This is a genomic window from Nocardia sp. NPDC051900 (assembly GCF_044452545.1).
Taxonomy (GTDB): Bacteria; Actinomycetota; Actinomycetes; order Mycobacteriales; family Mycobacteriaceae; genus Nocardia; species Nocardia sichangensis.
On sequence record NZ_JBITBU010000011.1, the window covers coordinates 141,415 to 154,629 of the forward strand.

General features: G+C 66.5%; 11 protein-coding genes. 4 read left to right on the plus strand and 7 right to left on the minus strand.

The annotated features are described in order from the left end of the window. Window positions 1-33 precede the first annotated feature (33 nt). A complete protein-coding gene (locus tag ACIA5H_RS20670) occupies window positions 34-1,404 on the plus strand; it encodes an ABC1 kinase family protein (RefSeq protein WP_397077087.1) in 1,371 nt (456 codons plus the stop codon). 384 nt (window positions 1,405-1,788) lie between these two features. Further along, window positions 1,789-2,934, plus strand: a complete 1,146-nt coding sequence (locus ACIA5H_RS20675; RefSeq protein ID WP_355075809.1) for an alpha/beta fold hydrolase — start codon at window positions 1,789-1,791, stop codon at window positions 2,932-2,934. A gap of 102 nt (window positions 2,935-3,036) precedes the next feature. Here ACIA5H_RS20675 and ACIA5H_RS20680 read toward each other — a convergent pair whose 3' ends face one another. Continuing rightward, entirely contained in the window at window positions 3,037-3,666 is a 630-nt protein-coding gene (locus ACIA5H_RS20680; RefSeq protein ID WP_356967072.1) for a glyoxalase, read from the minus strand. Between the two features lie 284 nt (window positions 3,667-3,950). Between ACIA5H_RS20680 and ACIA5H_RS20685 the strand changes: the two genes are divergently transcribed. Continuing rightward, window positions 3,951-5,231, plus strand: a complete 1,281-nt coding sequence (locus ACIA5H_RS20685; RefSeq protein WP_379254318.1) for an ATP-binding protein — start codon at window positions 3,951-3,953, stop codon at window positions 5,229-5,231. A gap of 88 nt (window positions 5,232-5,319) precedes the next feature. Here the strand turns inward: ACIA5H_RS20685 and ACIA5H_RS20690 are convergent, their stop codons facing one another. The 3 genes from ACIA5H_RS20690 to ACIA5H_RS20700 all read right to left on the minus strand — a co-directional run bounded on the left by ACIA5H_RS20690 (window position 5,320) and on the right by ACIA5H_RS20700 (window position 7,975). Continuing rightward, window positions 5,320-6,336, minus strand: a complete 1,017-nt coding sequence (locus ACIA5H_RS20690; protein ID WP_379254206.1) for an LLM class flavin-dependent oxidoreductase — start codon at window positions 6,334-6,336, stop codon at window positions 5,320-5,322. Between the two features lie 267 nt (window positions 6,337-6,603). Next, window positions 6,604-6,900: a putative quinol monooxygenase gene (locus ACIA5H_RS20695; protein ID WP_397077088.1), complete on the minus strand. Its 297-nt coding sequence runs from the start codon at window positions 6,898-6,900 to the stop codon at window positions 6,604-6,606. 25 nt (window positions 6,901-6,925) lie between these two features. Next, window positions 6,926-7,975, minus strand: a complete 1,050-nt coding sequence (locus ACIA5H_RS20700; protein ID WP_397077089.1) for an aldo/keto reductase — start codon at window positions 7,973-7,975, stop codon at window positions 6,926-6,928. Window positions 7,976-8,116: 141 nt separating this feature from the next. Here ACIA5H_RS20700 and ACIA5H_RS20705 point away from each other — a divergent pair, with 141 nt between their 5' ends. Further along, window positions 8,117-8,971: a helix-turn-helix transcriptional regulator gene (locus ACIA5H_RS20705; protein ID WP_397077090.1), complete on the plus strand. Its 855-nt coding sequence runs from the start codon at window positions 8,117-8,119 to the stop codon at window positions 8,969-8,971. On the opposite strand, the gene ACIA5H_RS20710 is transcribed toward ACIA5H_RS20705, so the two are convergent. From ACIA5H_RS20710 to ACIA5H_RS20720, 3 genes are all read right to left on the minus strand, one after another. Then, a complete protein-coding gene (locus ACIA5H_RS20710; RefSeq protein WP_397077091.1) occupies window positions 8,930-10,219 on the minus strand; it encodes an FAD-dependent monooxygenase in 1,290 nt (429 codons plus the stop codon). The genes ACIA5H_RS20705 and ACIA5H_RS20710 overlap by 42 nt on opposite strands. 555 nt (window positions 10,220-10,774) lie before the next feature. Further along, window positions 10,775-11,857 carry a zinc-binding dehydrogenase gene (locus tag ACIA5H_RS20715; RefSeq protein ID WP_397077092.1) on the minus strand — a complete coding sequence of 361 codons (1,083 nt, stop codon included), beginning with the start codon at window positions 11,855-11,857 and terminating at the stop codon, window positions 10,775-10,777. 77 nt (window positions 11,858-11,934) lie between these two features. Next, window positions 11,935-13,167: an MFS transporter gene (locus ACIA5H_RS20720; RefSeq protein ID WP_397077093.1), complete on the minus strand. Its 1,233-nt coding sequence runs from the start codon at window positions 13,165-13,167 to the stop codon at window positions 11,935-11,937. Window positions 13,168-13,215: the final 48 nt, after the last annotated feature.

Sequence of the window (13,215 nt, forward strand, 5' to 3'; positions counted from 1 at the left end):
ACGCACGCGCGGATGCTCATGGAGGTGCGTGCCGTGGCCGATCGAGTGCCCGGAGGACGTCTGGTCAGGAGCGGTCGGTTGGGCAGACTGGCCGCAGGCCAAGCCGTGCGTGGGGTCGGAGCCCGGTTGTCGATGATCGGCCGGACCGAAGAGGCCCGGCGCGTACTCGCCGAACGTTCCACACTCGCGACCGCGCAGCAGGTTGTCACGGTGCTCGGCAGCATGAAAGGCGCGGCGATGAAGCTGGGCCAGATGCTGTCGGTCCTCGATGTCGACCTCGTTCCGGAATCGCATCGCGAGCTCTTTCGGACCAAGCTGGCCGAACTCCGCGATCAGGCGCCGGCCGTGCCGTTCGGGGAGATGCTGAAAGTCATCGAGGACGATCTCGGGCCGCCTGCGCGCGTATTCGCCGACTTCGACGAGACACCGATCGCCGCGGCATCGATCGGCCAGGTCTATCGGGCACGACTGCACGACGGGCGCACCGTCGCGGTCAAGGTGCAATATCCCGGCGTCGATCGAGCCGTCCACGCGGACATGCGCAATCTCGAGATGCTCAGCAAGCTGTGGAAGTCCATGTTGCCCAGCGCCGCCGACAATGCCGTGCTGGACGAGATCTCGCGCAATATCGGTAACGAACTCGACTATCCGCGGGAAGCCAGGACCCAGCATCGGGTCGCGATGCGTTATCGGGGGCATCCGTTCATCACGGTTCCCGACAGTATCGAAGAGTACTGCGCGCGCAGAGTTCTCGTAACCGAGTTCGTCGAAGGCGGCACTTTTCAGCAGATCCGGACGCTGCCCGACACCGAGCGTGACCGGCTCGGTGAGTTGATCTACCGCTTCTATATCAGTTCGCTGTTCTGCGACAATGAATTCTGCGGTGATCCGCATCCGGGAAATATCCTATTGGCGGCCGACGGCAGGCTCGCGTTCGTCGATTTCGGACTCTACGACCGGATGGACCCCCTGCATGTCGACTTCGAACGCGCGTGTCTGCGTGCGGCCGGGGAACACCGCGCCCGAGACCTCTACGAGGCCTGGGTCGGGCGCGGCATCATCGACCCGGATGTGGGGGTCACTGCCGAGGAATGCTTGGAATACGTATGGGCCGCGACGGGATGGCATTTGCTCGACGAGCGAATAACGATCACCCCCGAGGTCGCGACCGGTGCGGTGATTCTGGCTGTCGACCCTCGTGCCGCCCAGTTCAAAGGCATGCGGCAGCAGTTGCTTCCGCCCGAGCACGTGTTCTCGCGACGCGCGGATCTGTTCACCTTCGCCGTGCTCGGTCAGTTGCGGGCCACCAACAATTGGCATCGGCTCGCGCGTGAGTGGCTCTATCACGAGGACCCCGTCACCGAGATCGGGCAGGCCATCGCGAAATGGCGGGCCGGCTTGTGACGCCGTTCGAGTTTCCGGACCCCGCAATCCACTGATGCGCTGAATCCGGTGACCGACTCCGACGCCTTGCGTTTCGGATTTCGGTCCGGAAATGGGACTGCGTGACCGCGGTATCTCGTCGGCGGCCCATGCCATGCGGTCGATCTCGGTTTCTCTCGTTCTGTGGCCGCTCATATAGGTAGCCGCAACTTCGCAGTGAGCCGCCCAGAATCCGTTGCTGACCAGCATCTTTCGCCGAATTCCGTCCTATCGTTGCTGCCGTTCGACATTGCGAGGCGCGCCTGCCGGCAAGGACAACCATGCCGAAATACGGAAAGGCATTCGATGAGATCAAGCGTCAGTCGGCGAATATTGCGCACCGCCGTATTCACCGTAACCGCGACCATGACGATGGGGTTGAGCGTGCTGACCGTGCACGCGGCCCCGGAGACGGGTCCGACGGAGCAGCAGTTGGCCGATTACATCGCGGCGGGCCGTAAGGCAGCGCCGGTTGCGGATTCGGGGAGCGCGGGGTCGGGGTCGGCGTGTACGTCGGGGAGTGGTGCGGGTTCCGGGAATGGATCCGGTGACTGCTACGGGGGTTCGGGCAGTAGTTCCGGGTCGTCGGGTGGCTATGCCAGTGACACCGTGGGATTCGGTCCGCCGATGACGTCGTGGTTGGCGGCGTTCGGGTACGGATTGACTCATCCGGATGTAGCGCCGCCGGGAGCGAACGACTGGAACTGCAAGCCGACGGCGGAGCATCCGCGTCCGGTGGTGTTGGTGCACGGGACGTGGATGAACGCCTACAACGGATTCGCGTTCATGGGGCAGCCGATCAAGGATGCGGGGTTCTGCACGTTCACGTTCAACTATGGACGGTCGAATCTGTTGGAGGGCGGCGGTCTGGGGTCGGTGTTGCCGGGGGTGATGGGCACCGGTTACATCCAGGATTCGGCCAAGCAGTTGGCGGTCTTCGTGGATCGCGTGCTGGCGGCGACGGGGGCCTCGGAGGTGGATCTCGTGGCGCATTCCCAGGGTGGGTCGATGTCGAACTGGTACACGAAGTTCGAAGGCGGCGCGGCGAAGGTGAAGAACTTGGTCACTTTCGGTGCGACGCATCACGGGACGAGTCTCGACGGGATCGGCGCGCTGGGGCGGGCGATCAACAACTTCGGAATCGACGTGCTGGGTTTCATCGAGATTTTCGTGGGGCATGCGGGAATTCAGCAGACGATCGGTTCCGACTTCGTCAACAAGCTGAACGAGCACGGTGACACGATCGCGGGGGTGGACTACACCGTGGTCGGTACCCGGTATGACGAGATCACCAATCCGTATGACCTGACGTTTCTGAAGGCGGCGCCGGGGGTGTCGGTGCAGAACATCACGTTGCAGGACGGGTGTGAGCAGGATGTGTCGGATCATCTGACGATGATGTATTCGCCGCGAGCGTTGTCGATCGCGTTGCGGGCATTGGACCCGGTGGGTCATCCGAATCTGGAGTGCACGTTCAACCCGTGGCTGCTGGGCGGGGGAGGCTCGCTGTAAACACCGCGGCGAAGTGCCCATCGAGCGACCTGGACCCTCGCTCGATGGGCACACCCATGCGGTCAGTGAGCATGTCTGGCGAGCACCGGCCGACCCACCGGCTCAGACCGCGGCCTCCCAGGCGAACCCGTCCGGGTCCACGAAAGGGCCGATATTGCCGCGGATGGCGATCCGGTGCGACCCGGTGCCTTCCGGTGCGATGCCGGCGTCCTTGGCAGCGGCACGGCGCCCGTAGAGCGCCAGTTTGACCGACGCGGCCGGGGTGGCGAACTCCACGTACTTGCTGCCGAAGCTCTTCGCCACAGCCAGGCCGTGGTCGATGTAGAACTGCTTGGTCGCCTTGACGTCGTCGACCCCGAGGAGCACGACGAAATCATCGACTTCCCGGGTGGCCGGGCCGGTGTCCTTCTTCGATGACGTCGCCACCTTCCAGAGCGCACCGTCCGGCGCCTGGACGACACCGCCGTAGCCCCAGAAGCTCTTCTTGACGGGCTTGAGCGTCGTCGCACCGGCGTCGACAGCGGTACCGACGAGGCTGTCGACGGTGCTCGGCTGAGACACCACCAGCGACAGCACATAGCCGCGGAAACCGCTGGTCGGAGCGTCGGAGGCGCGGAAGCGCAACTTGCCGCCGAGTCCGAACGCGGCGGCGTAGAAAGCCTCGGCGGCGCCCGGATCGGGCACCTCGAGCACGACGGAATCGATTGCGGCCTGATCAGTGGTGAGATTCATGGCACCAACGCTAGGCGGCGCGCGGCGAGCGACGCTTCTCGATTCCTGACCGGTCGGTTCCGGCGGCCAGAGATCCCGCCCGAGACCGTCCGGCGGACGTGCCACAGCTACCTAGCGGCCGCGGTGATCAGCCGCTGAATCCCGAGTCGGCCGTCGAGGGCGCGAGGTGCGCTTGGTCGCCAGCTGCGGCGGGGCGCAGGGATCGGCTTGCTCACGTACGCCATGGGTGTTTACTGGGGGAGCGGTTCGGTTCGTCCACCCTTCGATGGCGGTTCGAGGTGCGTATGCCGGTATGGCGGATTCGCGAGTTTCGTGACGCTGATCTGGATCAGGCGATCCAGATCTGGGAGCAGAGCCGTATGGACACCGCGGGTGAGCCGGTGTTCGCGTTGGCGGAGGTGCTTGCGTCCGCGCGGGCGGGGCAGCCGGCGGTGGTGGCCGAGGTCGGCGAAGAGATGGTGGGTATGGCCGTCGCGCAGGTCCAAGGTGAGCGGGCGTGGGTGTTGCTGGTGGCGCTCGGTGCGCAGTGGCGGCGGCGCGGTATCGGCAGTGCGTTGCTGACCGAACTGGAGAGGCGGCTGCGGGCGGACGGGGTGCGGCGGATCTGCACGCTCGTTCCCGAGGGCGCCACCGGGTCGGTCGCGTTCGAGAATTCCGGCTATCTGCGCAGGACGGGTTTGGTCTTCTACGAGCTGGTCGAACCGTTGGCGCCCGCGCAGTCCAGTCTGCTGAGCGAGCTGGGCGGTCGGCTGTTGCCACCGGGGTTGTGGGAGTCGATGGCGGGCATGGACCGAGAGAAAGAGGTCATCGAGCGGCGGATCGTGTTGCCGTTGGCGCGCCCGGATGTCGCGGAACGTTATCGGGTCAGGCCACCCAAGAGCGTGATCTTGTTCGGACCGCCGGGTACCGGGAAGACCAGTTTCGCGAAAGCGGTCGCTTCACGACTGGGTTGGCCGTTCGTGGAGTTGTTCCCGTCTCGGCTGGCCGCGACGGCCAGCGGTGGTCTCGCGGCCTCGCTGCGTGAGGTGTTCGCGGATTTGAGCGACCTCGATGAACTGCTGTTGTTCATCGATGAGGTCGAGGAGATCGCCGGTGCGCGCGAGGGGACGGCGACCAGCCCGGCGCACGGGGTGACGAACGAGTTGCTGAAGCTGATCCCGGTTTTCCGGGAGGACTACAGCCGGTTGCTGATCTGCGCGACCAACTCGGTCCGATCTCTGGATTCGGCATTCCTGCGGCCGGGCCGCTTCGACTACGTGATACCGGTCGGCCCGCCCGACGAGCCTGCCCGCAAGGCAATCTGGCGGCGCTACCTGGGTCCGGCAGCCGAGACCATCGATCTCGCACGCCTGGTCCGCGCGACAGTCCACTTCACTCCCGCGGACATCGAGTTCGCCGCGCGTGCCGGTGCGCAGTCGGCGTTCGAACGCGCGGTCCGCGAGGAAACGAGCGAACCCGCCGACCTCGAGGACTATCTGGCCGCCGTCGCCAACACTCGCCTGACGCTGACACCGGAAATCCTGACAGCGTTCGAGCAGGACCAGGCCGACTACACCCGACTATGAGATTCGGCCACATTCGAGGCGTGCTTACGGAGATTCAGGACTCGATACCGAGGAGTGGTCCGCAGCCTGTGGTGGACGCCATCGCCGATCACCTCTCCGAGGCGTGCCGAAGGGAGTGCGACTCCATCAACAGTTCATAAGATCTGCGGCGGTCGCTCGGGTCGTACAGGTCGGTCTTGATCAACAACTCGTCGGCACCGGTGGCATCGACCAGCGCTTGCAACTGCGGTAGCACCGTGGCGGCGCACCCGACGAACACACCGGTCAGCTTGTCATCGGTGTTCCGACTATTCATATACCCGTGTGCTTCAGCGGTTTGCGGGCTGGGCAGTTGTATCGGTCGGCCCTGCCGTCGCCGGGCGACCTTCATTCTCAGCGATCCGGCCAGCCACTGGGCTTGCTCGTCGCTGTCGGCGACGATAACCGCCACACTGATGACGATGCGCGGAGCCGGGCACAGCGATGACGGCTGGAACGTTTGCAAGTAGCTTCGGACCGCATCAATCGTGCTCGAGGGTTTCAGATGGTGGGCGGCGGCGAACGGGAGCGCGAGGCTCCCAGCGATCCGGGCGGTATGGTCGCCGCTGCCGAGCATCCAGATTTCCGGCCTATTGCCCACGGCAGGCACAGCCGCCACGCGGCCACCGGCTCTATCCACCTCGAACAGCGCGAGCAGCGCTCGAACCTGATCTTCGAACGATTCGGCCGTGCGGTCGTGCTCGCTGCGCACGCGGTCGGTGATCTCGCGAGGTCCGCCGAGCGCTCGTCCGAGTCCGAGATCGATTCGCCCCGGGTGAAAAGCCTCCAAGGTGCCGAACTGTTCGGCGACCACGATCGGAGCGTGATTCGGCAACATCACCCCGCCGGCGCCGACCCGAATCCGCCGCGTCACCGAGGCCACGCGTTCGACAACGACTGCCGGTGCCGCGCAGGCCACACCCGCCATCCCGTGGTGCTCGGGCACCCAGTACCGGTAGTAGCCGAGATCGTCGACGAGCTGTGCCAGCTCAACGCTATTGCGCAGCGCCATCCTCGCGTTCGATCCCTGCGTGACAGGAGCCGTGTCCAGAACCGAGATACGAACCTCACGAGGGTGTTCGACCATTCAGAGCACCTTTCCGCAGCGGTATCCCGCGCTTGCTCAGTTCCCGCCGGCCGTTGAGCATCCGTCGTGCTCGATGCCGCGACGGTATCCGCGCTGACGCTGTGGATATCGTCGCACTGCCTCGTGCAGTCGCACCGGGCCGCAGCGTCCGCTCCCACGAATGCGGGTCCTCGGAGAGGCAAGCGGCCGCGGTAGTTCCTCCCGGTCAGGAACCCCGAACTCGCGCATGGAATCGCGGTCGGGGTTCCGTCGCGGGCTCTCGACAGTTCACCCGAGAGGGGCGGCGACGAGTGTGCGGAGGGTCATCGGCTCGGCGAGCACGAGTTCGAGCACCTGCTCCACATGTCGGAAGTGCGCTGTCGTGAAGTGGTCGGCGAGAGACTGAGCGCTGGTCCACTCCTCGACGATCACCATCCGGCCGACGTGGTTCGGGTCGAGGTAGGGCCGGTAGGCCAGGCAGCCGGGCTCCTCCAGCGAAGGCTCGATCATCGCTTCCAGCGCGGTGCGAAGCCGATCCTCCTGTCCTGGCGCGGCCAGGCACTCGGCGATGACGGTGAGCGACATGTGATCTCCTGTGCGGTAGAGGTTCTCACGGCCGAGTGGGACCGGCGCCCGCGCCGGAGGCGGTGATCGCCGCGGCGATCTCGGCCAGGTCCGACGGCGTCAACGCCACCGAGTCCGCGCCGATCCAGCCGTCGACCTGGTCGGACTTGCGCGCACCGACGATGGCTCCGGTGATACCGGGCCAGGCCAGCACCCAGGCGATGGCCACCTCGGCGACGGTCACGCCGTGTCGTGCGGCGATGGGGCGCAGCGCGTCCGCCAACTGGAGGTTGGCGGTCAGACCGGTGGTGAAGTCGTGGTGGGCGGTCCGCCAGTCCTCTGCGGGCAGACCGGCCACACGCTCGGCGGAAAAGGCCCCGGTCAGCAGGCCGGACTGCAACGGCGAGTAGACGATCACGCCGGTTTCGTGTGCGTGTGCCCAAGCGATCTCGGCGGCGGACGACCGGTTGATCGCCGAGAACGGCGGCTGGATGACGTCGACGTGAGCGATCCGCTCGGCGGCCTCGAGCAGGTCTGGCGTGTGGTTGGACAATCCGATCGCCCGAACCTTGCCCTCGGCCTTCAGGTCGGCCATGACCTGCCAGTACTCCTCCAAGGGGGTGGCGTTGGGCGACACCGCCCCGAAGCCGCCGCCGGCGTACTCCAGCGATTCGCCGGTGTCGGGATAGTGCACCTGGTACAGGTCGATGTGGTCGACCCCCAGCCGCCGCAGGGAGTCTTCGACCTCGTGGCGCACGCTCGCGGGTTTCATGATCCGCCGAGGCGCGGCCGACGGGTTCTCCGGGTCCCAGACCAGGCCGACCTTGGTGAAGATGTACGGGCGGTCGGCCTGCGGCAGGCCGGAGATGGCCTTGCCGACCAGTTCCTCCGAATGGCCCAGGCCGTACACGGCGGCGGTATCGATCCAGTTGACGCCCGCGTCGAGCGCGTGGCGGATCGCGGCGACCGATTCGGTGTCGTCCGTGGCGCCCCAGCTGAAGGTCCAGCCCGATCCTGAAACGGCCCACGAACCGAAGCCGAGCCGGGTGATGTCCATACCGGTGGTGCCGAGGGGGACGGCGGTCAGGGTGGTCATTGCGCAGTGCTCTTTTCTTGTCGGCGTTCGTTTTCGGTGCCTCCAACCTTGGCGGCCGCGTCCCGGGCTACCCAGTGCCAGCTGGAGCCTGGGCACCGCATGACCAGGCTCGCGTCCGGCAGGCGCGGGGATACTGGCCGCATGCCATTGGACAGACGGGCGGAACTAGGCGAATTCCTGCGCTCTCGGCGGGCCCGCTTGCGGCCCGAGGAACTCGGCCTGCCGGACTACGGCGGTCGCCGCCGCGTTCCCGGGCTGCGCCGGGAGGAACTCGCGCAGCTCGCCGGAGTGAGCGTCGACCACTACGTGCGGCTGGAACAGGGGCGCACCCTGCACTTTTCCGAAGCGGTACTGGATGCGGTCGCCCGGGCGCTGCGCCTGAACGATGTCGAGCGGCAACACCTCTACCGGCTCGCACGACCTTGGTCGGAAGGCGACCGCGCGGATGCGCCGCAGCGGGTCCGGCCGGGGTTGCGGCGGCTGCTGGACTCGGCCGCCGACGTGCCCGCGTACATCGTCGGCCGCAACACCGACGTCCTGGCCTGGAACCGACTCGCCGCCGCGCTGATCACGGACTTCGGCGCACTGCCACCCGCCCAGCGGAACCTGGCCCGCCTCGTCTTCCTGGACGAAGGCATGCGCAGCCTCTACGCCGACTGGCCGGAGAAGACCCGCGACGTGGCCGCCTACCTCCGACTCGACGCCGGGCGTCACCCCGACGACCCGGAAACGGCGGCGTTGCTCGACGAGCTTTCCGCGAGCAGCCCGGAATTCCGGAAAGCGTGGGCAGAGCACCAGATCAAGGACAAGACCCACGGCCGGTACGTCTACCGGCACCCGGTGGTCGGCGAACTGGACCTCGGCTTCGAAACCCTGCGCTTCCCGGACGATCCGGACCAAGCGCTGATCGCGCACACCGTCGAAGACGGGTCGGCCTCGCAAACCGCCTTGCGGTTACTGGCGAGCTGGGCTGAGGAAACGCGGCCGGTGAGTTGAGACCACTCTTGCCATCGCGAGTTCCCCTCGTCGAGCAGCGCGCCACCACCGCCGTCCGGAGTCGATGGCACGCCGGATCTTGCGCACAGTGGGTATCTGTGTGAGCAGGTGTTGCTGATATCGCCACGGCATTTGTGGCCCGTGCCGAGCCGCCATCGCATAGGCGAGTCGCACGGGGCTGCGGTCGAGATACCGGTCAGCGTGTTCGAACCAGATCATGCTGGTGCGGGCGGCCGCCTGGATCGGGCGTAGCGCAGCGCGGCGCTGCGCATCGTAGTTCTCCAGCGCGTCGGTGAGCTCGGCATGCTCGTACAGGTTCTGTGCGAGCACGACGGCGTCGACAATTGCCAACCGGGTGCCGGAACCGATGGTGAAGTGCGTCGTGTGCGCTGCGTCGCCGAGCAGCACCACGTTGTCGTGATACCAGATCTTGTTGGTCACCTCGGGAAAGCGGCTCCACCTCGCCGCTTCGCCTCGTGTGGTGCTGAGCAAGGAGTGATCGTCGAGAGTGCGCGTGAATATGTTCTCCAAAACGCGCAAGTTCTCCAGATTGTCCTGGGAATCGAATCCCAGTCCACGCCAAGTCTGCGGTTGGCACTCGACGATGCAGGTGCTGATTTTCCCGGCAATCGACGGGTAGGCATGGAACCAGATCCATCCGGCCGAGGTGTGTTCGAAGGCGAAGGTGAATCGGGTGAAGACCTTGTCCGTACCGAGCCAGACATATCGATTCTCGCCGAGTGTGACGGACGTGCCGAAACGATCGTCAACCAGCCGCCGTACCCGGCTGTTCGCGCCATCGGAGGCGACGATGAGATCGGTGTCGCCGAAGCCGGACAGATCGTGCACCTCTCGCCCATGCTGGACATCGACGCCCAGGTCGCTCGCCCGCCGGGAAAGTACGTCGAGCAATGCCGCGCGCCCCATGCTGAACCCGTAGCCCCCGAAATACGCGGCTCGGTCGTCACGCACATGAATTTCCTGCTCACGCCATAGGACCGACCCGGCCCGCACCGCCTGGGCGCTGTCGGGGTCATTCCGATACAGAATGTCGAGCAGGTCGTCCCAATACACGACGCCCCAGCCATAGGTGGACCCAGCGGGATCGCGGTCGATCACCGTGATGTCATGAGCCGGGTCGCGCCGCTTCATCGAAATCGCGAAGTACAGTCCGGCCGGCCCGCCACCGACGCACACGATCTTCATCTCGTCACCAGCTCCAGCCCGGTCGGTCGAACTCGGCTTCACATGAGCCCTGCTCGATGCGACCGAGCCCGGCACGCTGTACGTGTCCGGGCCCGGTCACCGGCGCTAGAAGCTGCCCCAGCCACCCCAGCCGGGGTTCCACCACCCCCAGCCACCGTTACCCCAGCCGCCGCCCCAACCCCAACCCCAACCGCCGCGGCCCCAGCCGCCGCCGCCCCAACCCCAGCCGCCGCGGCCCCAGCCGCCGCCGCCCCAACCCCAGCCACCGCCGTGACCCCAACCAGGGCTGTCGACGAGCTGGGTCGCAGACGTGGGCGTCGTTGCGCGGGCGGTAGGCGCTTGCGCCGCAGCTGCGACGACCGGAACTGCGGCAACTGCGGCTATACCGGCGGCGGCCGCTAACCGGGCGAACTTTGTATGTGAATTCTTTCTGTCGAACATGATAGGGCTCCAGGGACAGTCCCGACCTGCCCGAATTGTACGCGTTTTAGCGGAATTGTAGAAGTTTCCGTGTTGCCCAATTTATAATGCTCGCCGCATTCCCTACCGCTGCCTGATCCGAGGATGCCCGCGTGCCCTGTGGAGGGGATGGAATCGTCAGTAAGGCCGGTGTATTCGGTGGCCGGGATCGATGAGGATCTTGCCTTCGATCCGGCCGGCGGCCAGCTGGTCCAGTGCGTCGCCCAGCTCGGCGAGCGCTATCGGGGGTCGGACGAATTCGTTGCCCAGTTCCGGGGTGGCGGTGAGGATGTCCAATGCCGCCGGAAGGTCGGTGTCGCAGATGTGGGCCAAGGTCGTGTCGAGGGTGACCTCGCGGAAGATCATCGAGTGCAGGTCGAGTGTGGGATGTTGTTTCGGGATGCCGACGGCTTGGACTCGACCACCGTCGGTGACCATGTCGAGGGCGGCGGCCAGTTGGCCCGGCGCGCCACTGGCTTCGATCACCACATCGGGCTTGCGACCGCCGAGCGCGTCGCGGACGTCGGCGCTCAGCGCTGAGGAGGGCGGCAGGGTTCGGGCGGCGCCGAGCCGTCTGGCGCGTTCGAGGCGGGTGCCGGGGAAGTCGATGACGGTGATGTCGTAGTCGCCGAGATGTTTCAGGCCGGCCAGGACGAACGAGCCGATCGCTCCGGCGCCGATGACCACGACATGGTCGCCGTCGCGTACCCCGGCTCGACGGGCGGCGTGGATGCCGACGGCCAAGGGCTGCGCGAGTGCGGCGTGGTCGAGGGGGAGGCCGGGCGGCAGTCGGCGCAATGTTCGCACCGGAACGGCGACGTATTCGGCCATGCCGCCGTCGAGGTCGAGCCCGAGGGTCTGGTATCGCGCGCACCGGTTGGTGCGGCCTTCGTGGCAGCGTCGGCAGGTGCCGCACCAGATCCCGGCTCCGCTGGCCACGAGTGTGCCGGAGGCGAGGTCTGTTCCGGTGTCGACTTCCACGATCTCGCCGACGAATTCGTGCCCGGGGATGATCGGGCCGAGGTGGCGGCTGTGGGGGTGACGGTGGTGGACGGGAAAGATCTTCGGCCCGGCTGTCCACTCGGCGGCGTCGGTTCCGCAGATGCCCGAGCGCAGCACACGCACCAGCGCTTCGGTCGCACCCGGGGTGGGGATGGCGACGTGTCGCAGACGGATATCGCGGGCGCCGTGGTAGACGGCGGCTTGCATCGTCGATGGCACAGAAGGTCCTCGAGGTCGGGGCGTGTTGCCGGACAGCGCCGTCGGGCCGGTCGTATGACGAGCGGCCCGACGGCGTTTCATACGGTGACGGGTGCGTCGTCGCGGGGGTCGGTCATGGGTCGGATGACGACGGTGTCGTCGGTGGCGCCGGAACGGGGCAGCAGCAGGGCGACGACGGCGGCGAGTCCGAAGAAGCAGGCACACAGGATGAGTCCGCCGCTGAAACCGATGTCGGCGGCCAGTCCGGCCAAGGCGAACGGCGCGAGCGCGGAGATGCCGCGGCCGACGTTGAAGCAGAATCCGGCTCCGGTGGCGCGGGCTCGGGTGGGGAACAGTTCACCGAGGTAGGAGCCGAACAGGCCGAAGAAGGCGGTGAACGCGCCGAACAGCGGTCCCAGCCACAGCAGACTGGTTTGGTGGGTGGTCACCGCGTAGATCGGCAGTGTCAGCGAGACCCCGGCCAGGGTCAGGATGATGGTCCGGTGGCGGCCGATGTGGTCTGCGAGGAACCCGAATCCGTTGTAACCGGCGAACATTCCCAGGTTCAGGATGGTCACGAAGACCGCGACCGAACTCGAGGGCAGGTCGCGTTCGGTCGTGAGGTAGGTGGGCAGCCAAGTCGTCGCGCCCCAGTAGCCGAACAGCGCGAGGGCCGCCATCAGGGTGCCGAGCAGGGTCGTGCGGCGCAGGCCGGGGCCGAGGACATCGCGCACGGAGACGACCTCGCCGGTGTTGGCGGCCTTGTGCACCGCCCAACCCGCGGATTCGGTGAAGAAGATCAGGACCACGACGACGGGGAGTGCGACCGCGGCGCCCGCCACGAGGAACATCAGTCGCCAGTCCGGCAGGAACCAGCCGGAGATGGTGGCGGCCATCGCGCCACCGGCAGGGAAGGCACTGATGACGAAGGCGGCGGCGCGGCCTCTGCTGTGTTCGGGCCAGGTCTCCACGACGTAGGCCGAGACCACGCTCCACACCGCGCCCAGGCCGATGCCGGCGAGGAACCGCAGCAGCAGGACGGTCTCGAAGTTCGGGGCGACGGCGATCACGGCGGTGAAGACACCGAAGGTAACCAGCGACGCGATCAGTGCCTTCTTACGTCCGAAGTTGTCGGCGACGTAACCGCCCAGGACGCTGCTGACGCCGATGCCTATCAAGGTGGCGGTGGCCAGCAGTCCGCCCTGGGTGACCGATAGCCCCATGTCCTTGCGGATGGTTGGCAGGGCCATGGACAGCAGCACTATCTCGAGCGCGTCGAACAGGTAGGCGAGAAAACACCCGCCGAGCACGATCCAACGACTACGTCGCATCGCGACACCTCCAAAGTGGCCTGCCGCGGACATGACTGCGCGGCAGAG